Source organism: Rhodococcus sp. IEGM 1354, assembly GCF_030056855.1.
GTDB lineage: Bacteria > Actinomycetota > Actinomycetes > Mycobacteriales > Mycobacteriaceae > Rhodococcoides.
On record NZ_JASHKT010000001.1, the window covers coordinates 187,180 to 211,259 of the forward strand.

The 24,080-nt window shown below is 65.5% G+C and carries 18 protein-coding genes; 7 read left to right on the forward strand and 11 right to left on the reverse strand.

Going from position 1 to position 24,080, the window contains the following annotated elements; all coding sequences use genetic code 11:
- Window positions 1-22 precede the first annotated feature (22 nt).
- Genes murJ through QM588_RS01010 form a run of 3 tightly spaced genes read right to left on the reverse strand, consistent with a single transcriptional unit; the run spans window position 23 to window position 7,190 of the window.
- Window positions 23-4,204 carry a murein biosynthesis integral membrane protein MurJ gene (gene murJ / locus QM588_RS01000; protein WP_283310931.1) on the reverse strand — a complete coding sequence of 1,394 codons (4,182 nt, stop codon included), beginning with the start codon at window positions 4,202-4,204 and terminating at the stop codon, window positions 23-25.
- Entirely contained in the window at window positions 4,201-6,603 is a 2,403-nt protein-coding gene (locus tag QM588_RS01005; RefSeq protein ID WP_283310932.1) for a DUF6049 family protein, read from the reverse strand. The genes murJ and QM588_RS01005 overlap by 4 nt, the downstream gene beginning before the upstream one ends.
- A 2-nt stretch (window positions 6,604-6,605) precedes the next feature.
- Window positions 6,606-7,190 (reverse strand): NUDIX hydrolase, encoded by a 585-nt coding sequence (locus QM588_RS01010; RefSeq protein ID WP_442972843.1) that lies wholly within the window; start codon window positions 7,188-7,190, stop codon window positions 6,606-6,608.
- A 92-nt stretch (window positions 7,191-7,282) separates the two neighbouring features.
- Between QM588_RS01010 and QM588_RS01015 the strand changes: the two genes are divergently transcribed.
- Entirely contained in the window at window positions 7,283-8,749 is a 1,467-nt protein-coding gene (locus tag QM588_RS01015) for a CCA tRNA nucleotidyltransferase (RefSeq protein ID WP_283310934.1), read from the forward strand.
- 133 nt (window positions 8,750-8,882) lie between these two features.
- Here QM588_RS01015 and QM588_RS01020 read toward each other — a convergent pair whose 3' ends face one another.
- Together QM588_RS01020 and QM588_RS01025 are read right to left on the reverse strand one after the other, a co-directional pair.
- On the reverse strand, window positions 8,883-10,169 hold the full coding sequence (locus QM588_RS01020; RefSeq protein ID WP_283310935.1) for an MFS transporter: 1,287 nt from the start codon (window positions 10,167-10,169) through the stop codon (window positions 8,883-8,885).
- A gap of 24 nt (window positions 10,170-10,193) precedes the next feature.
- Entirely contained in the window at window positions 10,194-11,126 is a 933-nt protein-coding gene (locus tag QM588_RS01025) for an NAD-dependent epimerase/dehydratase family protein (RefSeq protein WP_283310936.1), read from the reverse strand.
- A 117-nt stretch (window positions 11,127-11,243) separates the two neighbouring features.
- Between QM588_RS01025 and QM588_RS01030 the strand changes: the two genes are divergently transcribed.
- Window positions 11,244-11,933 carry a TetR/AcrR family transcriptional regulator gene (locus QM588_RS01030; RefSeq protein WP_283310937.1) on the forward strand — a complete coding sequence of 230 codons (690 nt, stop codon included), beginning with the start codon at window positions 11,244-11,246 and terminating at the stop codon, window positions 11,931-11,933.
- A gap of 54 nt (window positions 11,934-11,987) precedes the next feature.
- Window positions 11,988-12,605, forward strand: a complete 618-nt coding sequence (locus tag QM588_RS01035; RefSeq protein ID WP_283310938.1) for a YqgE/AlgH family protein — start codon at window positions 11,988-11,990, stop codon at window positions 12,603-12,605.
- Between the two features lie 72 nt (window positions 12,606-12,677).
- On the opposite strand, the gene QM588_RS01040 is transcribed toward QM588_RS01035, so the two are convergent.
- Genes QM588_RS01040 through QM588_RS01055 form a run of 4 tightly spaced genes read right to left on the reverse strand, consistent with a single transcriptional unit; the run spans window position 12,678 to window position 16,465 of the window.
- The gene (locus tag QM588_RS01040) at window positions 12,678-14,039 is read right to left on the reverse strand and encodes a glutamate decarboxylase (protein ID WP_283310939.1); all 1,362 of its coding nucleotides are present in this window, start codon (window positions 14,037-14,039) and stop codon (window positions 12,678-12,680) included.
- Between the two features lie 32 nt (window positions 14,040-14,071).
- Entirely contained in the window at window positions 14,072-15,067 is a 996-nt protein-coding gene (locus tag QM588_RS01045; protein WP_442972844.1) for a bile acid:sodium symporter family protein, read from the reverse strand.
- A gap of 8 nt (window positions 15,068-15,075) precedes the next feature.
- Window positions 15,076-16,056: a DUF1648 domain-containing protein gene (locus tag QM588_RS01050; RefSeq protein ID WP_283310940.1), complete on the reverse strand. Its 981-nt coding sequence runs from the start codon at window positions 16,054-16,056 to the stop codon at window positions 15,076-15,078.
- A 4-nt stretch (window positions 16,057-16,060) separates the two neighbouring features.
- Complete coding sequence (locus QM588_RS01055; protein ID WP_283311764.1) at window positions 16,061-16,465, reverse strand: SdpI family protein; 405 nt, start codon at window positions 16,463-16,465, stop codon at window positions 16,061-16,063.
- A gap of 68 nt (window positions 16,466-16,533) precedes the next feature.
- Between QM588_RS01055 and leuS the strand changes: the two genes are divergently transcribed.
- Together leuS and QM588_RS01065 are read left to right on the forward strand one after the other, a co-directional pair.
- Entirely contained in the window at window positions 16,534-19,356 is a 2,823-nt protein-coding gene (gene leuS, locus QM588_RS01060; protein WP_283310941.1) for a leucine--tRNA ligase, read from the forward strand.
- A gap of 123 nt (window positions 19,357-19,479) precedes the next feature.
- Complete coding sequence (locus QM588_RS01065; RefSeq protein WP_283310942.1) at window positions 19,480-20,718, forward strand: lipase family protein; 1,239 nt, start codon at window positions 19,480-19,482, stop codon at window positions 20,716-20,718.
- 5 nt (window positions 20,719-20,723) lie between these two features.
- Here the strand turns inward: QM588_RS01065 and QM588_RS01070 are convergent, their stop codons facing one another.
- Window positions 20,724-21,149: a pyridoxamine 5'-phosphate oxidase family protein gene (locus QM588_RS01070; RefSeq protein WP_283310943.1), complete on the reverse strand. Its 426-nt coding sequence runs from the start codon at window positions 21,147-21,149 to the stop codon at window positions 20,724-20,726.
- Window positions 21,150-21,240: 91 nt separating this feature from the next.
- Between QM588_RS01070 and QM588_RS01075 the strand changes: the two genes are divergently transcribed.
- A complete protein-coding gene (locus QM588_RS01075) occupies window positions 21,241-21,966 on the forward strand; it encodes a molybdopterin-dependent oxidoreductase (protein ID WP_283310944.1) in 726 nt (241 codons plus the stop codon).
- Entirely contained in the window at window positions 21,950-22,540 is a 591-nt protein-coding gene (locus QM588_RS01080; RefSeq protein ID WP_283310945.1) for a cytochrome b/b6 domain-containing protein, read from the forward strand. Before QM588_RS01075 ends, QM588_RS01080 begins: the two co-directional genes overlap by 17 nt.
- Before the next feature lie 21 nt (window positions 22,541-22,561).
- On the opposite strand, the gene QM588_RS01085 is transcribed toward QM588_RS01080, so the two are convergent.
- Window positions 22,562-23,800, reverse strand: a complete 1,239-nt coding sequence (locus tag QM588_RS01085) for a TetR/AcrR family transcriptional regulator (RefSeq protein WP_283310946.1) — start codon at window positions 23,798-23,800, stop codon at window positions 22,562-22,564.
- Between the last annotated feature and the right edge of the window lie 280 nt (window positions 23,801-24,080).

The window sequence follows — 24,080 nt, forward strand, 5'->3', positions numbered from 1 at the left end:
ATTTGCCTCTGTATCGCCGGTTTTACGTGTCGAAACCGATCCCGGAGATCGAGGTAGCGATGCGGCCACCCTGCTCTCCGAGGGTGGTGATCCACACCAGGACGTTGCCGGTGGGTTCGGCGCCGTCGAGTGCGATGTCGGTGCGGCCGTTCTGCAGAGTGGCTTCACCGAGCAGCGTGGTGTCGCCGAGGCTCGGGGAATCGTTGGGAGCGGACCTGATCTCGACGACCGTTCCCGGCGACGTCGATTCGATCCACGCGTTCTTCAACGTCGACGACGGGATGGTGACGAGCAGTCCGACACCGTTCTTCAGCGCCGGGAACTGCTGGAAGTAGGAGTCGGTGGTCCACGCCGTGCTGGGGTTGTTGTCGATCACGTTCGATGCCGTGCCCGGGTTGTCTGCAGAACCCTGCGGCGAGAAGACGCTGACATCGCTCATCGCGACGGGCCCACCCGTCGGTGCCGGGGGCGCAGCGGTGTCGCCGGCCGGCGGTGCGGCCGCCGGGGTCGTCAGTCCGAACTCCTGGCTGTCCAGCGGCGCATCGGTGTTGTCGCCCGCGATGGAGGTGAACAACCAATAGCCGGCGAACGCCAGAATCAGCACCGTCAGTGCGCCGAGAACGGCGATGGCGATGTTGGTTCGCGTCGACTTCGCCTTCTCTGCGGCCAGCTCTTCCGGGTCTGCGAGCGAGTGACCGCTGGCTCCCGGGGCACGCTGGCCCAGTCTCAGTGCCGGCATCAGGTCGGTCTTGTCGTTGACCACCGCGGCCTGATCGAGAACGTGCTGCACCGTCGCGGCGGTGCGAATGCCACTGTTCTGCTCGAGCGCTCGTACCGCGACGGCAGAGATCTCGAACGGAACGTCGGGGCGAATTTCGCGAGGCTCGCGCGGCGCACCCTTGTCGTCCCGATCGGCCGGACGCATGCCGCCGACGCTGCGCAGGGATGCCGCGTCACCGGGAACGACGGCTTCTCCGGTGGTGTCCGACAACGGCCAGCGTGCGGTGATCAGGGCGTAGAGCATGGCACCGAGACCACGGACGTCCGAACTGGAGTCGGCGTCCGCCAGAGTCGCGGGAAACGCCAGGACGGCGTTGCCGCTGGTGCTGATGCGTACGCGATCGGGGTGGTCGATCGACAGTGCGCCGCCGCTTCGGTGCGCAGCCTCGGCCGCGGCGGCCAGGACCTTGATCGCACGAGCGGCACCGGTGGGGGCAGGAACCGTATCGGCCATCTCACGCAGCGAGCGACCGGGAGTCCACTCGGCGACGACGATGCCGCCGGAGCTACCGCGCACCACGTCGAGCACCCGGGCGAGGCCGGGAGAGTTGATCCGACCGAGGCGCAGCGTCCGGGACAGGATTGCCTGCGGGCCCTGAGTGCGGTCGTTGGGTGACGCCGTGGACTGCTGATCGGCGTCGACGAACGTCAACGCGACCTCGCGGTCGAGCTTGACGTCGTGGGCCTGCCAGAACTTGAGTCCGCGAGCTCCACCGTGCGGTGCCAACAGGCGGTAGCGTCCGCCGGCCACCGACGCGCCGGGAATCAGTGTCGGTCCGCGAAGGGTGCGCCCGGGGGCGTCCGCGGTGGACTGGTCCTCGGCTGGTTTTTCGGCAGCTTTGTCCGTCGTCGGCTTCGGTGCTACTGGTGTGTCGACTGCCGCCGATTTCTTCGTCGCGTCCACCGGTGTGCTGTCGGTCTTCGGCTCGGCCTTGCTCGCGTCGTCGACCGGCAGCTTCGCCTTCGAGATGGAGACGGTCTTGTCGGACGGCTTGGCCGCCAGCGCTGCCTTGGAAATCGCGATCGTCTGATCCTTGGGAGCGGACGCTTTGGTTTCCTTCTTCTCGGTGGCCTCGGCACTCGACGCTGCCGCCGAATCAGGCGTGCTCGGCTTCTCCGAGGAATCAGGTGTTTTCGGGTCCGGTGTCTTCGACTCGGGTGCTTTCGACGCGGGTGTTTTCGACGACGCGGCAGACTCGGCCTTCACGGGCTCGGTGCGGTCCTGGGTGTCGACTTCGACTCCGCCGCTCGTTCGGTCGGCTTCGTTTGCTGGAGACTGTGCCGGCCCCCCAGCAACATCGTCGTCGGTCACTGTTACTCCTTCAGGCGAATATGCCCCGTGTTGTTCTACAAGCGGTCGACCTGCAGGGGCGTCTGCCCCCGGGTGCCGTTGACCAGGGTACGGGAGTCGATCCCGCGCAGTGTCCCATGTGGGCTCGGTTCGAATAACCGGAATCACGCTGGTTTCCGCGGCAGCCGGATCCGGCACCGAGTTGGACATCGCAGGCTCGGGCGGGGCCGGCCGTCGGAGGACTCGGCGGACGAGCCGGCTCAATGCCACGGTGACGGCGAGTACTTCGGGAATCTTGCCGAACCACAGGATGGAGAACGTGATGCCGAGCATGATGACGGCGTCCATCGCGACGCGCACGAAGTTTCCGATCCAGCCGTTCGCCATGGCGTCGAAACCGACGATCCGGTCGATGGCGAGCATGGCCGCGCCGCCGGCCAGCGATGCGATGAGAACCAGCCAGACGGTCTTCCCGACATTGGCCATCCGCAGGTTGCCGAGGCTCTTGTGCAGCAGGTATCCACCGATGACGGCACCTGCGGTGTAGCCGAGGCCGGTCGCGGTGCCGAGGAGCAACACCACTTGTTCCGGATCGGATGCGACGATCGGGGCGAGCAACGACAGGCCGATCTTGACGGCGGTGATGCCGAGGACGATCCAGGTGGGCGTCCAGGCCTGCTCGCGGGCGTAGAACACGCGCAGGTGGATCAGGACCAGGGCGTACGGGATGAGCGAGAACGCGGACCAGCTCACGGCCTCACCGAGCCGGTTGGCGTCGGGCGCAAACTTGCCGAACCCGTACAGCGCCTCGCCCACCCACGGGCCCGCGAACGTCAGGAAAACGACGATCGGGACCATCGCGACCATCGTCAGCCGAGTGGCGACGGAGAGGTCGTCGACCACCGAGGGTGTGTCACCGTTCGCGGCGTTGCGGCTGAGCCTGGGCATGATCGCCGTCAGCACGGTGACGCCGAGGATTCCGTACGGCAGCTGCAGCACGATCCAGGCCTGGGAATAGATCGTGGGGCTCGCGTCGTCGGCTCCCGACGAGATGTTGGTGGCGACGATCAGACCGATCTGACTGATGACGACATAGAGCACGATTGCGGCCGCCATCGCGCCGAACTTCTTCAGGCGCGCGTCGAATCCCCAGAGTGGGCGCAGGTCGATCTTCTCGCGGCGGAGCGCAGGGATCAGCGCCAGCACCTGGGTGATGACACCGGTGGTGACGCCGAGACCGATGATCAACAGCTGCGGGTTCGTCATGTCGACCGGGTTGACGGTGATCTCACCCGGCATCAGGAAGTAGATGCCGAACACCGCAAGTACCACGAGGTTGTTGAACACCGGGGCCCACGCACCGGGTTTGAAGTTCTGTCTGGTGTTCAACACCGCGGTGAGCAAGCCGGAAAGCCCGTAGAACATCAGCGCGGGCAACACCAGATAGGTGAAGGCGATGGTCAGGTCCTCGTTGACCTTCGGATCACCGTTGAGCATCAGACGCGCCAGCAGCGGCGCAGCGATGGTCGCGGCCAACGCCACGGTGCCGAGCAGCGCGACCGCGATGGTGAACAGGCGTCGGACGAAGTCACGTCCGCCGTCGGCGTCCTCTTGTTCTGCGCGTACCAGGACAGGAACGACGATCGCTCCGAGGACGGCACCGAGCACCAGCTCGGAAATCATGTTCGGCAGGATCGTCGAGACGGTGAACGCACTGGCCAGGCCGGCACCCAGGGTGGCCGTCATGGCTACTTGCTTGGCGAATCCGGTGATCCGGCTGACGAGGGTGGCCACCGCAATGGAACCGGAGGCGGCCAGCAACGACTTCTGAGGTCTGGGTTCGGGCTGCGGTGGTGACTCGTTGCCGCCCGGTGGAGTCTGCGGCGGAGGATTGTTTCCCGACGACGCGGCGGGTGGGTAGTCCTCGTCCCGGAATCGTGGGATGAGCTGAGTTGCGGTGTCGTCCGCTGCAGGTTGACCGTCGAGCGGGGGCGGTGCCGGATAGGAACGCATCTCCGGTCGCGGTTGCCGCTCCCAGGGGGCGGGTCGTGGGGGCGTCGTGCGCCGGAACACCTGCGCTGCGGGCATGCGTGACCGGGGCAGGTCGCCGTCGTACGGCATATTGCCTGTCATGGTCTCTCGTACCCTTCGTCGGCCGGGTCGGGTTGTCCTCGGAATCGGTGCCAGAGTCGGCGGCCTGCGAGCAACAGTAGGAGCGCACCGGCACAGGCGGTAATTATCGCGAGAGCTTGACCGTATGCGTTCGACCGCACCGACACCGTCGAGACCTCGCCGAGCCGGGTGCCGTCGAGGGTGGTGACGGAGAAGTCCACCGACAGATTGCGTTTGTCGTCCACCTCGGCGGGCACGGTGATAGTCCGCGATCCGCGCGCCGGCAGTTGGGTCACGCCGACGTCGCTGATCGTCATCTCCGGTGGCGCGTCTACTCGGAGCAGCACGTTGACCGGTACCGGTAGGTCGTTGCGGGCCACGAGCAGCAGCGGACTCTGCTCGGAGGCGAGTGTGTAGACGCCGCCCGGGGCCAGCACGGTCACCGATCCGTAGACGGTGTCGAGTCCGACGCGGGTCGCGGTGAGACGGGTGCGTGCCATGGCCGCGGCGTCCTCGCCCTCGGCGCCGGCGCGACCCGCGGTCGACAGGGCGCGGAGCATGTCCTCCCGCAGCGGGGCGGTGTACAGGCGCGGAGTCAGCGCGGACTGGGGATCCTCGACCAGCGACTGCGCCAGGGTGTCCACGCGTGCGCTCTGTGTTCGGACCGTGTCGACGGCGGCAGCATCGAGATCGGTCGGCACATCGATGCTGGTCACCGGGATTCCGGTGGGGGGCTCGGTGATCAGGCCGGGCAGCGGGCGAGGCGTCGCCAGGCCCGAACGCAACAGCGAGGACACCGTCGACAGAATTGCCGACGGTTCGTCTCCTCCCGCGGTCCAGTACTGCGGCGGTGCGACGGTCACCGTGCGACCGGGCCGATCGGTGCCGACGAGAGCATGGAAATTGACGGCACCGAGAGCGTCCTGCAGCCGTGCGGTGCGGGAGTCGGTGCCGAGGTCGAAGCGTTGATTCGCCGGGGTCAACGGCGGGGTCGACGGGGTGGTTCCGACGCCGGCCAGTGCGGCAGTGGTCGCCGAGTCGTAGTGGGTCGCGGCCAAGGTGCCGGTCGGATCGGCGGCGGTCGGCGCGGTGTCGGTGGACACCAGCAGAGACGTCGGCGACGACGTGGGTGGGCTGATGCTGTTGTCGGCGACGAGGACGGTCCCCGTTCCCGACGATCTCAGCGCGTCCGCAGCGCCCGCGTCGACGCCACCGGTGGCACTCCAGGCGAAGCCGCGTACCGAGCTGATGCCGAGGATGCCGTCGACGATGTCGGCCGGGGCGGTGACAGCGCTGCTGAGCAGCGAGGAATCACCGATATCGGCGACGGCGGCGAGGTCGGCCTGGGCGAACGGTAGGGCCGTCACACAGGTGTTCGACGCCAGTGCCTCGAGCCGCGTCAACCACTGGGCTGCGGCCCCGCTGCCGGAGCCCTCCCGCGCGGAGCTGGCCGGATCGGCCGGGTTGTCGACGACGAGGTAGCCGCGGGTCATGTTCGAGACGGTGACGAGCAGGTCGGGATCGATGCCGATACACAGGCTCGACGCCAGTTTGCCGTCGGGATCGAGACCGGGCTGCGTGGCGAACTCGAGGGCTTTGAGCAGGGTGTCGAGTCGACCACCAGCGGCGAGCTGGGTCGCGAGGTCGTCGTCGATCAAGCGCACTCGATCGTCGATGGAACCGGGGATTCCGGCCGCGAGTCGGGGAATGTCGGCGAGTGGCCACAGCACCGTCATCGCGACGGGGTTCCGGGTGTTGGGGGGCAGTGGCATCGCGTCGGGCGCTGCGGGGTCGAGCTGACCGGGATTACGCGGCAGTCCGACGACGGGTAGCAGGAAGCGGGCGTCGTCGAGTCGAGCCGTCCCGCCGTACTCGGGGGTGCCGTTGACGTTGAGCAGTAGGGGGTAGACGCCGGGAGCGTCGATCCCGAGTGAGGGCTCGGTACTGCTTCGTAACTGCATCGACAGATCGAACTGGCGGCTCTGGTCCTTCTCCAGCGACTCGGCGACCGTGACGAACGATCCGACGCGGTCGAATCTCTCCTGGTCGAGGGTCAGCGAGGTCCGCAGACCCGACGTGGTGTCGATGGCCGCGGCACCCTGCAGGCGAACGCTGACGTCGTCGACGCGCCGATCGCCGGTGTTCTTCACCGTGGCGCGAACCGTGACGAACGGATCGCTGCTGGTGGTCACCGTCGAGGGGGCGACGGTATCGATGCTCAGCGTCAGGAACGGATCGCCGGACTGCGTCATCGGGGTATCGGGGACGGCGCTGGTGGTCCCGCTGGTGTCCCCGGCGGAATCTGGTTGCGCCGCAGCGGTAGGGAGCTGTTCGGGTATCAAAGCTGCGGTACCGACGGCCGGCGCAGCAGCGAGGAAAAACGAGGTCAATGCGGCGGCAGCGACCTTCCGGGCCCGCACGATCACTTCCCGCCGGGCGTGGGTGCGTTCGTGTCGCCGCCGGTTGTGTGCTCGCCGTTCATGTCTTGGATCAGGCGGGTGGCGATAGCGGCGAGTTTGCGTTCGTCGGCGTAGGCGAGTCGGGACGGCAGTTCGCTCAGCGGTACCCAGGCGACTTCGGTGACTTCGAGATCCTCGTCGGACAGTTCACCGCCCATGAAGCGGAGGAGATAGTGGTGAACGGTCTTGTGGACGCGTCGGCCTTCGGTGACGAACCAGTAGTCGATGCTTCCCAGTGACGCCAGGACGGTGCCGCGGATGCCGGTTTCCTCGGCGACCTCGCGCATGGCCGTCTGCTCGGCGGTTTCGCCCTGCTCGATGTGCCCCTTGGGCAAGGACCAGAGCAAGCGTCCGCGCCGGTCGGTGCGGCCGATCAGGGCTGCGCAGCGGGTGGCAGGCGGGCCGTCGAGGCCGTCGACCACGAGGCCTCCGGCAGAGGTCTCTCGGACGGTCCGCAGTTTGGGTGCTTCGGTGTCGGCGCGTGCTTGACGCCGCCGCGGGTTGCGGCGGCTCCTGTTCGCACGTTCGGCAGCAGACACCCGATCCATACTAGTTGCCTCGACGCACCGCTCCGGGGTGCCGCACCGTGGCCGATGGCCGAGACGATCCGGTCGGTACTGCGCCAGTAGGCTCTTTCACCGTGGCCGATCAGTCCCTGTCTTCCGTTTCCCCCGAGCACACCGATGCCCGTCGGGAAAGATTGTTGGCTGCTGCTGCGGTGACGTTGCGTGAACTCGAGCCGGTACTGACCCCCCTCGGCTCGTTGTTCGCTGCCGCGGGCCACGAGCTCTACCTCGTCGGTGGGTCCGTTCGGGACGCGGTCCTCGGTCGTCTGGGAACCGATCTGGATTTCACCACCGACGCCAGGCCCGAGGTCGTCCAGACGCTGCTGTCCGGGTGGGCGGACCATCAGTGGGATACGGGCATCGCGTTCGGAACGATCAGTGCGGCCAAGGACGGCCAGCAGATCGAGATCACGACGTTCCGCACCGATTCCTACGACCAGGTCTCGCGTAACCCCGAGGTGCAGTACGGCAGCAGCCTCGAAGAAGATCTGATCCGACGCGATTTCACCGTCAACGCCATGGCCGTGCGGTTGGGCGCCGACGGCGTGCAGGAGTTCGTCGATCCGCTCGGCGGCATGGACGCGTTGCTCGAGGGCGTGCTCGATACCCCGTCGGCACCGGAAACATCGTTCGGTGACGATCCGCTGCGGATGCTGCGCGCGGCTCGATTCGTGTCGCAACTCGGCTTCTCGTTGCTGCCGCGGGTGCACAACGCCATCGTCGACATGGCCGACCAGATCGACCGCATCACCGCCGAGCGCATTCAGGTGGAGCTGGACAAGCTGATTCTCGGTGCCCACCCGATCGAGGGCATCGACGTGATGTGCGAGACCGGTCTGGCTCAGCGCATCATTCCCGAGGTGCCGAACATGAAGCTCGAGATCGACGAGCATCATCAGCACAAGGACGTGTACTGGCATTCGTTGACGGTGCTGAAGCAGGCCATCGATCTCGAGGACGGCGACCCCGATCTCGTATTGCGTTGGGCCGCACTGCTGCACGACATCGGCAAGCCCGACACCAAGCGTAACGAGCCCGGCGGCGGCGTCAGCTTTCATCACCACGAGGTCGTGGGCGCCAAGATGGTGCGGAAGCGTATGCGCGCGTTGAAGTATTCGAAGAAGATGATCGAGGACGTCTCGCATCTGGTGTTCCTGCATCTGCGATTCCACGGGTACGGCAAGGGTCAGTGGACCGACTCGGCGGTGCGCCGCTACGCCACCGATGCCGGCGAGCTACTGCCCAAGTTGCACAAGCTGGTTCGAGCCGACTCGACCACCAGGAACAAGCGTCGAGCTGCGATGCTGCAGGCCACCTACGACGATCTCGAAGAACGCATCGCCCGCATCGCGGAGCAGGAGGACCTGGCTCGGGTTCGGCCCGACCTCGACGGCAACGCGATCATGGAGCTGCTCGACATCCCCGCCGGTCCCGACGTGGGCAAGGCATGGAAGTACCTGAAGGAACTGCGCCTCGATCGAGGACCACTCTCGCGTGAGGACGCCGAGGCGGCGCTGCTCGAGTGGTGGCCGACGCACTAGCGCGTCCCGCGCACGTGCGCGGAACTTCGTAGCCCACTACGAGCTTCCACTCACGACGAGCGAAGCTCGGCCTCGACGAGACAGACGTTGTAGCTGTCCCACTACGAGATGGCGAAGTACAGCTCGTTCGCCGTCAGCGCGGTGCGCGCCTCGTGTCGAGTATCGCTGCGAGGAAGCCGACGGCGTAGATTCCTGCTCCGACGAACACCAGCTCGTGCGCAGTGGGGTCCTGGCTCAGCTCCGTGGCGTCGGGGCCGACGGCGAACGCGGCCGCGGCCAGGGCACCGACGAAAGCCACGTTGAACACGGTGTCCTGCAGCGCGAAGACCCGTCCACGATGCGCGTCGTCGATCTCGATCTGCATGGCCGCGTCCCCACTGAGTTTGACGGTCTGCCCGGCGATGCCGAGGAGAAAAGCTCCGAGCAGCAGACTGGTCTGGGTGAGGCCGGAGACGGCACCGACCTGAGCGGCGATGGCCAGGACGAGGGCCGTGGCGATGGTGCGGGTGCGGCCGAACCGCGGGACGGCGAACGGGGCGATGACGGCAGCGAGAAACATTCCGGTCGCCGTGGCTCCGACGGCAATGCCGAAGCCGGCGAGGCCGCCGGGCAGGGAACTCTGCGTGCTCTCCCGCAGCACCAGCACCATGATGAGGGTGTTGATGCCGAACACGATGCGGTGTGCCCCGATGCCGATCATCGCGGTGGTCACGCCCGGCGACCGCCACACCGCCAGGGCACCCGATTTCAGCCCGGCGGCAACATCTTTCAGTGGATTGTCGGTCCGGTCGTCCGTATCGGGACCGAGAGACCGCGGCGCGAACCGTGCGGCAGCGACAGCACCGACCACCGAGCCGGTCGCGGCCAGCCCGACGGCGACACCCGAACCGAGATCCCCCGCTCCGACGGTGCCGATCACCGCGACCGCCAAGCCGGCACCGGCCGCCGCGAAGCCCGAGCCGACGGTGGCCAGTACCGAGTTCATCGGCACCAGCCACGATTGCCGCACCACATGCGGCAACGATGCCGACGCGCCCGCGAGGACGAACCGACTGAGCCCGACGGTGGCCAGAGCCAACAGCAGCAGCGGCGTGGCGTCGACCCCGGCAAACAAGAGCCCGGCGGTAGCGGTGATGAGAACGATGCGAACGATATTGGCCCACAACAGAACCGATCGACGATCCCAGCGGTCCAACAGCGCACCTGCGAACGGGCCCACCAACGAGTAGGGCACGAGCAGAACAGCGAAACCGGCGGCGATCTCGGCGGGGTTGGTGGCGCGTTCGGGATTGAACAGGATGGCACCGCTCAATGCGGCTTGGAACAATCCATCACCGAACTGGCCGGCGAAACGAACAGTGGTGAGCTTGCCGACGCCCGGGGACTCACGTAGGCGGGTACGAAAGGAGGCGTCGTTCACCGACGGGACTCTATCCCGCGTCGGTCACACCGATACGGCGGGCTTGTCTGCCTTCCACCACGCGATCGTGGCGGCCGTGCCGTCGGCGAGCGGGGTGGGCTCGAGGCCGAGAACGCGCTGGCTGTGGCTCGAATCGAGGATGTAGGGGTAGCGGAACTGGTACAGGGTGTCCCCCAGCTCTTTCATCGGACCGGAAACGAGCCCCAGTGCTCGCATGACCCAGGCCGGTACGGTACCGATCTTCGGGCTCGGCAAGTGCGCTGCAGCAGAGTACATCTCGATCATCTCTCGCTGAGTCACCGCGGGAGCGGTGGGTGCATGCAGGACGGTGTTCCACGTGGACGGTTGTGCGGCCGCGACGATCATCGCGGCTGCGAAATCCGGCACGTACGTGAAGGAATGGGGTAGGTTCGCGGCCCCGATCACCCGAATGGTCCTACCGGCGAGCACATTGGCCACCACTCGTTCTCCCATGTGAGAGGTCAGTACCCGTGGGCCGTAGAAGTCCGAGGCGGCGACGCTGACGGTGGGGGTCGAGTGCGCGTCGCGTGCGGCCAGGAGTTCGGTGCGCACACCCAGCTTGCGGAACGTGGCGTTTCTGGGCGAGTCCTCGCGAATGGGCCCGTCGATCCGGCCGTAGGCGTAGAGACTTTCGGGGAACACGACGACCGTGCCCGTGGCCGCGTCGAGCACCCGCTTTTCCATCGCCTCGAGCTTGTCGCGCCACACCTTGTTCTCGTAGGCGGCGTGGGTGCAGTGATAGATGGCGGCTGCTCCGGCGACGTGCGCTCGGAGGTCGTCGGACTCGATGTCGACCGATCGCCGTTCGATGTTCGGATGCTGTGGCCCGCTGCCGGATCGAGTGAGGATACGCACCGTATGTCCCTGCGCGGCAAGCTGTTCGGCGATCGTCCAGCCGACGGGTCCGGCACCGGTGACGACGTGAAGTTCTGACATGGCTACTCCGATTCAGTGAACGAGAGCGGTGCTCTCTGTTGTATCGAGTGTGCACCTCGGATCGTAAGAAAGCAAGAGCAGTGCTCTCGGAAAAGAGCGGCAGTTACAGTAGCGTGCATGGCGAGCACTCCGCGTACCCGAGCCCGCGCCCAGACGCTGAGCGACATCACCCGCATCGGACGCGAGCACCTGGCCGCGGACGGTGCCGCAGCGCTGTCGCTACGCGCTGTCGCCCGAGATCTGGGCGTCGTGTCCTCGGCGGTCTATCGCTACGTCTCGAGCCGGGACGAATTATTGACGTTGCTCGTCGTCGACGCGTATTCCGAGCTGGGCGACGAAGTCGACGCGGCCGTCGAGGCGGCGGACGGCCCCGCCGACAAGTTCCGGGCGTTGAGCCGGACGGTGCGTCGGTGGGGACTGCGGGAGCCGGCCCGGTACGCGCTGCTCTTCGGCAGCCCCGTACCCGGTTACCACGCGCCCGCCGAACAGACCACCGGCCCGGGTACCCGGGTGATCACCACATTGGTCGCAGTCCTGCAGTCGGCCTGGGACATCCGCCGCCCGGACGTCGAACCGGCACCCACCGAGTTGGCGTCGCTTCAGGCAAGTTTCGAGGACATCCGCGCCCAGATGGAGATGGACCTGCCCGACGAGCTCATCGCCCTGGGCGTGATGGTGTGGGCGTCGCTGTTCGGTGCGATCAACTTCGACGTGTTCGATCAGTACGGCGCGACGACGTTTGCCGACCGGGACGCGTTGTTCGAGTTCCAGTTGGGGATTCTGACCAAGATTGCCGGGCTCGAGTAAGACCGAGGACTGGCCGTCGTGCTTGTGCCACATCCGGCGGTGTGCGGTGCCACAATGGCTGATGTGGCAGCGCATGCGGAGGAACCCGAGGACCGGACGGCGTCGGCACTGCACGATGTTCGCCCCGGCAGTCTGCTGGTGTCGTCCATCGAACTCGTGGAGCCCACGTTTCGGCGCACCGTCATCTACATCATCGAACACAACGACGCGGGCAGTCTCGGCGTCGTGATCAACCGGCCCAGTGAGACCGCGGTGCAGAACGTGCTGCCCGACTGGTCCGAGCTTGCCGCGAAGCCGCGGGCCCTGTACGTCGGTGGTCCGGTCAAGCGTGATTCGGCACTGTGTCTGGCGACGCTGCGCACCGGTGCGTCGATCGACGGTGTCGCCGGCCTGCGCCGAGTCGACGGCCGCGTGGTGATGGTCGATCTGGATTCCGACCCCGCAGACATCGAGCCGTACGTGGAGGGTGTGCGCATCTTCGCCGGGTATTCGGGGTGGACGTTCGGGCAGCTCGAAGGTGAACTGGACCGAGAAGACTGGATCGTGTTGTCGGCCTTGGCTTCCGATGTGATCGGCCCACCGCGCGTCGACCTGTGGGCGCAGGTTCTGCGTCGTCAGCCCATGCCGTTGGCGCTGTTGGCATCCCACCCGATCGACGTCGAACGGAACTGAGAGCGGCTGCGCCGCACGTGCGCGGAACTTCGTAGCAGGGGTCGAGTTTCCACTCACGACCCAGGACGCAACCTAGTGCGAAAAAGCCCGCGCGGTCGAGTGTCCACCTGATGTCAGTCCGTCGATCACCTCGTCGATGGCGATGCAGAGCATGCGACCCAGGTCTGCGCTGAAGCCCTCTCGGACGACAATTCGCAGTACTGCAACGTCGGTTGCGTTGTCGGGCATCGTGTATGCCGGTACCTGCCAGCCGCGGGCACGTAGTTCGTGGGACACATCGAACACGGTGAACTCGCAGTGGTCCTTCAGCATGAACGACAGCACCGGGATGGCCGATCCATTGGTGATCACCTCGATGTCCGGGTGCTTCTCGAGGTGTCGGCTGACGCGAACTGCGGTGTCGCGCAGTGCTTTCATGATGTCGGTATAGCCGGATCGGCCCAGGCGCAGAAAATTGTAGTACTGGCCGATCACCTGATTGCCCGGCCGCGAGAAGTTCAGTGTGAAGGTGGGCATGTCTCCGCCGAGGTAGTTCACGCGGAACACCAGTTCCTCGGGAAGGTCTTCCTGGGTACGCCAGAGCGCGAATCCGATTCCCGGATAGGTCAATCCGTACTTGTGTCCGCTGGCGTTGATGGACTTGACCCGAGGCAGACGGAAATCCCATTCGAGCTCCGGGTACAAGAACGGTACGACGAACCCACCGCTGGCCGCGTCGACGTGAACCGGTACGTCGGGTCCACCACTGCCGGCGATCTCGTCGAGGACAGCGCAGATTTCCTGTACCGGTTCGAGCTCACCGGTGAACGTGGTGCCGAGAATCGCCACGACACCGATAGTGTTCTCGTCCACTGCGTTCCGAACCTGTTCCGGGGTGATGACGTAGCGCCCGCGTTCGACGGGCAAGTACTTGGGTTCGACGTCGAAGTAGCGACAGAATTTCTCCCACACCACCTGAACATTGCTGCCCAACACCAGGTTCGGGTTTCCTGTCCCGGAGCCCTTCGCCCGCCAGCGCCACTTGAGGGCCAACCCCGCCAGCATGACTGCCTCACTGGATCCGATGGTCGAGACGCCGGTGGCCGACGACGGGTCCTCGCGGTCGAGGCCGGGTGCGTGGAACAGATCCGCGACGATGTTGACGCAGCGTTCTTCGATGGCCGCGGTGGACGGGTACTCGTCCTTGTCGATCATGTTCTTGTCGAACGTTTCCGCCATCAGCTTTTCGGCCTGCGGATCCATCCAGGTGGTGACGAACGTCGCCAGGTTGAGGCGTGAGCTGCCGTCGAGCATCAGTTCGTCGTGGATGTAGCGGTAGGCAGCGTCGGGGTCGAGTTGATTCTCGGGGAGTCGCAGTGCGGGTACAGGATCGGTGGCGAGCCGGCCGGTGTAGGCGGCAGAGACGACGCCGTCCGTGTGCAGTTTCCTGGGCATTGTCTTCTCCGATTTCTCGACTGACACCCAACCTAGTCCGCGACGACGGCCACTGGGCTCGGTTCCGGTCGACGCGCGAAGTGCTGAGCGATGACTGTGCACACCATCAGCTGGATCTGGTGGAACAGCAACAGCGGCAGGACGATCAACCCGATGGGCTGGCCGACGAAGAGCACGGCGGCCATCGGTAGCCCGCTTGCCAGGCTCTTCTTGGATCCGCAGAACAACAGCACCAGACGATCCTCGAGCGAGAAGCCGAACCACTTGCCTGCGTACCACGTGATCGTCAGAACGAGGGCGAGCAGCAGGATGCATACGGCGACGACGATGCCGATGCGCCACAGGGCGACCGAGGACCACACGTGTTGGTTCATCGACGCGCTGAAGGCGGAGAAGACGACCAGCAGTATCGAACCCCGGTCGACAAGTTTCGTCGATGCGCTGTGGCGGGTCAGCCAGCCCGTCACCCAGGGTCGGAGCAGCTGACCGACGGCGAACGGAAGCAGCAACTGCGCAACGATGTCGAGGATCGAGCTGGGATCGATGCTCGCCGAACCCGTGGTGGTCATCAGCGCGAGCACCAGCAGCGGAGTGACGAACACGCCGAGGATGTTGGAGAACGACGCGCTCACCACGGCACCGGCCACATTGCCCCGGGCGATGGAGGTGAAGGCGATCGACGATTGGACCGTCGAGGGCACCAGGCAGAGGAACAGCACTCCGGTGTAGAGGTCCTCGCTGATCAGACTCGGTTCGAGGATCCGCAGGGCCAGGCCGAGCGCGGGGAACAGCAGGTACGTCGACGCCAGGATCACCGAATGCAAGCGCCAGTGTTTGACGCCTTCCCAGGCGTCACGTGGGGACAGTCGCGCGCCGTAGATGAGGAACAGCAGCCCGATTGCGATGCGTGTCACCCAGCCGAGAACGTCCTCGGCGGTTCCCGACGCGGGGAAGATGCTCGCCAGCGCGGCGACCGCGAAGATGCTCAGGAGGAAGGGATCCAGGACGGTGTCGCGCAACGCTTTCACTGGGCCACTCAGTCCGCAATGGTGGTGCGGGCACGGTCGGTGAGGGTATTGAGCGTTCCCGCGATCGTGTCGGCGGCTGCGGTTCCGATGGTCAGTCGATCACCGTTGGCGAAGGTGACGAATGCCGCGGGCCCGGCTTCGGTGGCGACGGCGTAGTTACCGCGGCCCTTCGCTCGCAGACCCCACCCGCTGAAGTCCTCGGCCGGGTTCACCGTCCGCACCGAGGCACCGGTGATCTCGCCGATGTCGTAATCGAACGCCGCCATTCCCAGGCTCGAGACGTAGAGGCCGTCGCTGTCGATGTGCACGGTGAAGCGCAACAGGGACAGGATCAGGATGGTCAGCGGAACGAACAGAAAGATCGGCCACGGCGAATTCGAGAGGTAGCACGTCACGCCGGCTCCGGCCGCCGACAGTGCGATCACCGTGACTGCGGCGACGCGGCTCGCTCCGACGGGAACCACCAGCGGCAGTTCGAGGCCGCACCGAGGAAGGTCGGTGTGCAGGGTTGCCGTGGCGACGACGCGTTCGCGATGATCCCGCAGGCGCGACGCTCCGAACAGTCCGATGGCGAACCCGGCAACGGTACCGACGGCGATGGCCCAGCCGGGAATGGTGACGCTCTGCTCGGTGGGTAGGTCGAGTTCGCGTGCGAGGGTCGCGATCTCCAGCACGCCGATCGTCCCTACAACGGTGAGCCCGATGATCAACATCGTCCGACGCATGATCAGCAGCACTCGGGCCAGGGCCGCCACCGCGCTCACACCGCCGCCGACCAACACGATGACGATGGCGACGGTCCAGGCGTTGGCGAGCGGATTGGAGAAGTCGTCCGGCTCGGTTCCGCTGAAGTGAGTCGCCACCTGGTCCGGCAGGCGACCCTCCCACAGGTAGGCCAGGACGAGGCAGAGAGCGGCAACCGCGAGCGGGAGGACGACGCCGAAGACGACTCCGGCCGCATCGAAGGTGCGCAGACTCTTCTGTTTCATGCGCTCAGCTCGGCTGGCAGGCGTCCTTGAGGCTGCACGAGATGCACGATTGTCCGCATCCGTCGGCCTCGGCGGGTGCCGGCACTGCCGCGGCTGCGCGGGCACCGATGGATCCGCCGGCTGCGGCGATGAACAGCGCTGCAGCGAGGGCAACGACCACTCCGACGACCGCTGTGATGCCGTTCAGTGCGAGTGCGGCTACGCCGCCGATGGCCAGTACCAGCGCAGATGCGGCTGTGGTCGGGCCGGCGACACGGTTCGCGAGGACGAACGTCTCGTCGTCGCGCATTGCCTCGGGGGTACGGACACCGGCGAAACGATTGCGCGGGAGCCGGCCGAGCAGCGACAGGGCAGCGACAGCCCCGACGACGAGGGCGAGCACGAACAATACAACCGAGACGATGACCACCTGGCCAGGATACGGCGCAGCGAGGTCCTGGTACCAGGCGGGCCGCGTCACACTTTAGGCTGGTAGGTGTGACCGATTCCGTTGAAGCATCCACCGAGTCCGTTCCCGAGTACCGCTACACAGCCGAACTCGCCGGGCGCATCGAGGAGCAGTGGCAGGACCTGTGGGAATCGCAGGGCACCTTCGACGCGCCCAACCCGGTCGGAGCGCTCGCCGGAGACGTCCCGAAAGACAAGCTCTTCGTCCAGGACATGTTCCCGTACCCGTCGGGCAGCGGCCTGCATGTCGGGCACCCACTGGGCTACATCGCCACCGATGTCTTCGCGCGGTACCACCGCATGCAGGGACGCAACGTGCTGCATGCGCTGGGCTACGACGCATTCGGACTGCCCGCCGAGCAGTACGCCGTGCAGACGGGTACGCATCCGCGCAGCACCACCGAGGACAACATCGTCAACATGCGACGCCAGTTGCGTCGACTGGGACTCGGGCACGATCGTCGACGGTCCCTGGCGACGACGGATGTCGACTTCTATCACTGGACGCAGTGGATCTTCTTGCAGATCTTCAATGCCTGGTTCGACGACGAGCTCGGCAAGGCGCGCCCCATCTCGGAGCTGGAGGCGGAATTCGCCTCGGGTGAGCGGACCTTGGACGACGGCCGCTCCTGGGAGTCGCTGACCGTCGGTGAACGCCGCGAGGTGATCGATGGCTTCCGTCTGGTGTACGAGTCCAACTCGATGGTCAACTGGTGCCCCGGGCTGGGTACCGTGCTGGCCAACGAAGAGGTCACCGCCGACGGGCGTAGCGATCGCGGCAACTTCCCGGTCTTCCGAAAGAACCTGCGTCAGTGGATGATGCGCATCACCGCGTACTCCGATCGGCTGGTCGACGACCTCGAATACCTGGATTGGCCCGAGAAGGTCAAGACCATGCAGCGCAACTGGATCGGGCGCTCCCGCGGTGCGCAGGTCTCGTTCTCCGGGATCGAGGTGTTCACCACTCGCCCGGACACGCTGTTCGGTGCCACCTACGTCGTGCTGGCCCCCGAGCACGATCTGGTCGACGGCATGGTGGCCGAGCAGTGGCCGGCCGGAATTTCGGACAAGTGGACCGGCGGCGCCGCCACCCCTGCGGAAGCCGTTGCCGCATACCGCGCGTCGATCGCCGCGAAGTCCGATCTCGAGCGGCAGGAGAACAAGGAGAAGACCGGCGTCTTCATCGGTGTGTACGCCGAGAACCCGGTCAACGGCGAGCAGGTGCCGGTGTTCATCGCCGACTACGTGCTGACCGGCTACGGCACCGGTGCCATCATGGCCGTTCCGGGACACGACGCACGCGACTGGGAATTCGCGACGGCATTCGATCTGCCTGTGCGCGAGGTCATCTCCGGTGGCGATGTCACCGAGGCCGCCTACGTCGGCGACGGCGAGCTGGTGAACTCCGGTTTCCTCGACGGCCTACCCGTCGACGAGGCCAAGGCCGCTGTCATCACCCGACTGGAGTCGGAAGGCAAGGGCCGCGGCACAATTCAGTACAAGCTGCGCGACTGGCTGTTCGCGCGCCAGCGCTACTGGGGCGAGCCGTTCCCGATCGTCTGGGATTCCGAAGGCAACCCGCACGGACTGCCCGATTCTGCTCTGCCGGTCGAACTTCCCGAGATCGAGAACTACGCCCCGGTGTCGTTCGATCCTGACGACGCCGGCTCCGAGCCCTCCCCACCGCTGGCCAAGGCCGACGAGTGGGTCAACGTCGAACTCGATCTGGGCGACGGACTGCAGACCTACACCCGCGACACCAACGTGATGCCGCAGTGGGCCGGTAGCTCCTGGTATCAGCTGCGCTACGTCGACCCCACCAACTCCGAGGCCTTCGCTGACCCGGAGAACGAAAAGTACTGGGTGGGGCCGCGTCCCGAAATCCACGGACCCAACGATCCGGGCGGAGTGGATCTCTACGTCGGTGGCGTCGAGCATGCGGTGTTGCACCTGCTGTACTCGCGCTTCTGGCACAAGGTGCTGTTCGATCTGGGTCACGTCAGCTCGAGTGAGCCGTACCGACGTCTCTACAATCAGGGCTACATCCAGGCCTACGCGTACACCGACGCGCGTGGCGTCTACGTGCCTGCCGCCGAGGTCGTCGAACGTGACGGTGGGTACTTCTACCAGGACCAGCCCGTCAACCGTGAGTACGGGAAAATGGGTAAGTCGCTGAAGAACTCGGTCTCGCCCGACGAGATCTTCGCCGAGTACGGTGCCGACACCCTGCGCTTCTACGAGATGTCGATGGGTCCGTTGGACACCTCCAGGCCGTGGGCGACGAAGGACGTCGTCGGCGCGCAGCGGTTCCTGCAGCGCGTCTGGCGTTTGGTACTCGACGAGGTGACCGGCGAGGTTCGCGTCACCGACGCCAAGCCCACCGAGGACACGTTGCGGGTCCTGAACCGCGTGATCGACGGTGTGCACGCGGATTACGCTGCGCTGCGCGACAATACGGCCGGTGCCAAGCTCATCGAGCTGACCAACCACATCACCAAGACCTACCCCGACGGTGCTCCGCGCGGCGTGGTGGAGCCGTTGATCCTGATGCTCGCTCCCCTGGCACCGCACCTCGCCGAGGACCTGTGGAGCAGGCTCGGACACGAGAAGTCGTTGGCACACGGGCCTTTCCCGCGCGTGGAGAAGAAGTGGTTGGTCGCCGATACCGTCGACTACCCCATCCAGGTCAATGGCAAGGTGCGCAGCCGCATCACCGTCTCGGCCGATGCGACGAAGGACGACGTCGAGAAGACTGCACTGGCCGACGAGAAAATCGTTGCCCTGCTCGACGGCAAGGCCCCGACCAAGATCATCGTGATCCCGGGTCGCATGGTCAACATCGTCCTGAAGTAGCCCTCGCCTCCGCCGAACTCGAAGTCATGGATGAAAACCTGGCGATTTCCGTCCATGACTTCGAGCTCGCGGGGGTTTAATTGTTCCATGTCACTGGCTGGTAGAGGGTTCGCGGTGAGGCTGATGGCCTCGGTCGTTCTACTTCTCGGGTCCGCGTCACTTGTGAGTGTGCCTGTCGCACAGGCAGATCCGGGACCCGGCTCACCGGTTCCGGCCGACGATCCGTTCTACGATTGGGACGGCGGCCTGGACGTCTCCCCGGGAACGGTGCTGCGGTCGAGGCCCATGACGTTCCGCACCCCCACCCAGCCGACGCCGGTCACAGGCAGCCAGGTTCTGTACAGAACTACCGACCAGCAGGGCGACGGCGTCGTCACGGTCGCCACGGTGCTACGGCCCCTGGTCCCCGGGCCGACGCGGATCGTCTCGTACCACATGGCGTACGACGCCTTGGGCTCGCAATGCAATCCGTCGTACACCCTCAGCGGCGGGTCCACGAGTCCCATTGCCGGCGCGGAACAGGCGGTCGTTGCCGGTTACCTTGCAGCCGGCTACACCGTCGTCGTGCCGGATTACGAGGGCGAGGAGCTGGAGTGGACGATCGGGCGGCAGTCGGGCTACGCAGCTCTGGACGGCATTCGTGCGGCGCAGTCCCTCCTGCAGCTTCCGTCGAGCACGCCCGTCGGGATGATCGGATACTCCGGCGGATCCGTCCCGACGCAGTGGGGTGCCGAAATTGCTCCCGAGTACGCGCCCGAGCTGAATCTGGTCGGTGTGGCGGCCGGCGGGCTACCGGTCGACCTGGCTCGTAACCTTCCGTACGTCAGCGGTAACAAGCAGTGGGCGGGTGTCATCCCCGCACTGATCGTCGCCTACGAGCGTGCGTACGGCCTCGACCTGAACAGTTTCATCTCCGACTACGGCTTCGAGGTGATCGACCAGGTCGACCAGGAGTGCATTGCCCAGTTCGCCGACGACTACCCCACGCTCACCGACGCCTCGATGGTGAAGGCCCCGTACAACTCCCTGCTGGATGTACCCGAGGTGGTGGCGGCGATCGACGACAACATCATGGGTAGCCAGGGCACTCCGCGGACTCCGATGTTTCTGGCGGTCGGCCACGCCGATCCGATCGGCGATTCCGTCATGATCACCGGCGACGTGCAGGGACTGGCGTACGGCTACTGCGGCCGGGGCGTCGATGTGCAGTACGCACAGTACGACGGCTTGACGCACAGTGACGCCTTCCCGGTATTCGAGGCGCAGAGCCTGCAGTTCCTGACAGAACGGTTTGCCGGTGGGCCGACACACAGCAACTGTGTGACTATCCCGCCCGGCAATGCCTTGACCCCGACCTCGTAGTTCTCTCAGATGGCCCCGAGATCGGCAGACAGCCAATGTTCGGGGCGCAGGTAGAACACCACGTTCTCCTCGTGCTCTCGGTTGGCCATCTCGAGGTAGCCGTCGACCTTCTCCGGGGGCAGGTAGCGGGCCGCCATGGCGCGCAGCAACTCCGGGGTACTCGGCTCCTCTCGCGCGACCGGACCCTCGACGCTGACGTAGCGGATCGTCGGATCGGACTGCTCGATCATCAGGGTGAATCGCTCTGCAGTCCTGATCAATTGGGCCTTCTTCGACGTGGCACCGGTCAACACCCAGGCTTCACCGCCGGGCGTGTAGTCGTACCAGATCGGGACCGTCAGCGGGCCACGGTCCGCCCCGGCCGCTACCGAGAGGGCGGCGATATGCGATTCGGCCAGATACTCTTCGCGTTCTGTCTTCGACAGTGCCATGAATCAACCGTAAGACTTCCCCGGGCGAAGTTCCAGACCTGACTCGACGCCCTGTGTGGCTTGATCCGGGTGCGCCGTGGACAGTGGAGATGTGGCCGTCGAAAAATCGGAGATCGTGGGTAGCCCTGTGGGCCGCCGGTTAGTGCTGGGCCTGGTAGCGGCCGGCGCGGTGGGCATCGTGGGTGGGGGCGCGATCCAGAAGGGTCTCGCATCCGTACTCGGTCCGCTCGGAAATCACGATCCGACGGGACTGATCGGGCTGATTCCCGTCGGCGACAACTTTCGCTTCTATTCGGTGACGCAGGGCGCGCCGCGCAAGGACGAGAACTCCTATGCCCTGACGGTGGGCGGTTCCGTCGACACACCGCGCCCGTTCACTCTGCAGGACCTCCGCTCGATGCCGCAGACGTCGCTGGTGCGTGACTTCCAGTGCGTGACGGGATGGCGGGTACCCGAAGTGGCTTGGAGCGGAGTGCGATTGGCAGATATCCTCGATGCCGTCGGACCCACCGCGTCGGCGACGTCGCTGCGGTTCACCTCGTTCGACGGCACGTATACCGAGAGCCTGACGCTCGAGCAGGCCCGTCGCGACGACGTGCTGATCGCGTTGACGATGCTCGACGGCCCCGTCACCCACGATCACGGAGGTCCGGTGCGGTTGTTCGTCGCTTCGATGTACGGATACAAGAGTCTCAAGTGGCTTTCCGGAATCGAGTTGACCGACAACGTGGTCCCCGGCTACTGGGAGAAGCGCGGGTACGACATCGATGGCTTCGTCGGCGAGTCGAACGGACGTCGAGATGAACCGACGAGCTGACGACCGCGCACGGTTCGACCGAGTCGAGCGATACGTGCACTGGGCAGTCGGGGTCTTGGTGATCGTGTGCATCGTGACCGCGGCGATTCTGTACATCGGGTCGCTCGCGGTGCTTGTCGGCCATCGCCCGGTGGTGGAGTTCGTGCACGTGTGGTCGGGCTTTCTGCTGCCGATTCCGTTGATCGCCGGTGCGGTCTCACGCAGCTATCGCACGGACCTCGGCCGTCTCAACAGATTTGTCGCCGACGACTGGAAGTGGTTGCGTTCCAAAGCACGTCGACTCGGGGCGGTGGGGGTCGGGAAATTCAATGCCGGCCAGAAGCTGAACGGTGCCCTGAGTGCCGGGTCGATTCTGGTACTTCTCGGTACCGGCGTCGTCATGTACTTCTCCACGTGGAGTCCACTGCAGTGGCGTATCGGTGCAACATTCGTACACGACTGGTTCGCCCTGGGATTCGGGCTACTCGTCGCCGGTCACATCACCTACGCGTGGCGCGACCCGGAGGCAATGCGCGGCATGACACAGGGCACCGTGACCAGGGAGTGGGCCGAGCACGAGCATCCGGAGTGGTGATCGCAATTCTGTCCGGCGTTCTCACACCGGCCGAATCGCCACACCGGGCATCAATATTCGCAGAACACCGTGCGCCACTTCGGTTGCGGACTCCGCGGGACGTGTCAGGCAGCGGAAGAGAACGTTGTTGGTCAACATGATTGCGGCTTCGAGTGCCGGCGCGTCGTCGCTGAACACGCCGCTCTCACGTCCGCGTTCGAGTATGGGGACCACAGCGGACGGGAGGTAGAGGTTTTCGATGACGGTTGTGATGGTGCTCGGTTGTTGGAATTGCTCGAAGCTCAACGCGAGCAGCATGCCCGAGCTCATGGCTCGATTGTCGATCACGAACTCGCCCAACGAAACCAACGTGCGTTGCAGGGCGGTGGCGGGGTCGACTCCCAGACGTTCGTCGGCGCGACGGAGCCGGAGCACCCGGTCGAATTCGGGTTTCAGCGCCGCAACGATGATGTCGACCTTGCTCGGAAACAGTCGCCGAAGGTCTTCTACACGGATCTGCGCCGCCGCCGCGATGTCGGCCAGGGTGACCAGGAAGTAGCCGTTGTCGACGAACAGAGTTTCGGTCGCCGCGATCACGTCGGCCTCGAGGTCGGGCCGCAGAGCATCCGAGATGTCGCCCGGATCGGGTTGGGCGACGGTGCGGTCGGAATGCAGTGGGTCTATGGCCCACTGGAGAATCGAGTTGGTGGCCGATGCAACGTCGTCGGAGGACACGGAGCCCGGCGTGAGCACCTCTCGGAGCGCCAACCCGTCGAGCAGAGCCCCGACGACCGTCGAGAGGTTTGTCAGCGACAGTGGTTGGCGCAACGATCCGCCGTGAGCCTGCACCGCTTGGCCGATGGTGGATCGCAGGTCGGTGTCGAAGCGCTCGAACTCGGGGATTACGGCCTTTCGGGCACCGTTGTGGTCGGCAGCCAGCAGTACTGCAACGAGGCGACGTCGCATGAGGCCGGACGTGAGGTCGTCGAACAGCGCCGACACCGGAGCTTTCACGTTCTGGGTGCCCGCAGGAGCCGTCATACCGGTGTAATCCAGCGTGAGGTGGTCGAGGAGGTCTTCGACGAATGCTTCCTTGCCGCCGGACCCGCCGCCGCGTGAATTACCGGGGTACGTGTTGTGGAAAGTTTGGTGCGACAGGCCCGCGCGTTCGACGACGGCCGAGATCGAGAGCGATCGCGCAAGGTCGGTGGTGTCCATCTCACCGAGCAGGCGATATCCGGCTTGAAGGAACTGGTCCCGTGGGAGTGACTTCTGGTTCACCGACGACCGCCTTCGTCCACCTGCACCGCATTGTTTGGATTTCGAACTATAGCAATTGGATGGCTCGGATCCCGGTGTTTAGTTTCGACTAAAACATGGTGTAGCCCAACATACTTTATGGAGTAAAGGCTCGAATAAGCTTGTGTTGCATGGAGTTCGGCAACCGTGGTCAGATTCAGATCGGTCCGTAGGCCGATTGCCCGAGGAGGCCAAGATGGTAGCGACGAGTCATCGACCCCAGCTTCATTCGCGAGTCCCGGTGTCGAGCAGCGGCCGCTCT

Bases quoted from the DNA above. Each gene is read 5' to 3' on its own strand.
- murJ (WP_283310931.1), bottom strand. From the start codon at position 4,204: ATGACAGGCAATATGCCGTACGACGGCGACCTGCCCCGGTCACGCATG.
- QM588_RS01010 (WP_442972843.1), bottom strand. From the start codon at position 7,190: ATGGATCGGGTGTCTGCTGCCGAACGTGCGAACAGGAGCCGCCGCAAC.
- QM588_RS01025 (WP_283310936.1), bottom strand. From the start codon at position 11,126: ATGTCAGAACTTCACGTCGTCACCGGTGCCGGACCCGTCGGCTGGACG.
- QM588_RS01030 (WP_283310937.1), top strand. From the start codon at position 11,244: ATGGCGAGCACTCCGCGTACCCGAGCCCGCGCCCAGACGCTGAGCGAC.
- QM588_RS01035 (WP_283310938.1), top strand. From the start codon at position 11,988: ATGGCTGATGTGGCAGCGCATGCGGAGGAACCCGAGGACCGGACGGCG.
- QM588_RS01040 (WP_283310939.1), bottom strand. From the start codon at position 14,039: ATGCCCAGGAAACTGCACACGGACGGCGTCGTCTCTGCCGCCTACACC.
- QM588_RS01050 (WP_283310940.1), bottom strand. From the start codon at position 16,056: ATGAAACAGAAGAGTCTGCGCACCTTCGATGCGGCCGGAGTCGTCTTC.
- QM588_RS01065 (WP_283310942.1), top strand. From the start codon at position 19,480: ATGGCCTCGGTCGTTCTACTTCTCGGGTCCGCGTCACTTGTGAGTGTG.
- QM588_RS01070 (WP_283310943.1), bottom strand. From the start codon at position 21,149: ATGGCACTGTCGAAGACAGAACGCGAAGAGTATCTGGCCGAATCGCAT.
- QM588_RS01080 (WP_283310945.1), top strand. From the start codon at position 21,950: ATGAACCGACGAGCTGACGACCGCGCACGGTTCGACCGAGTCGAGCGA.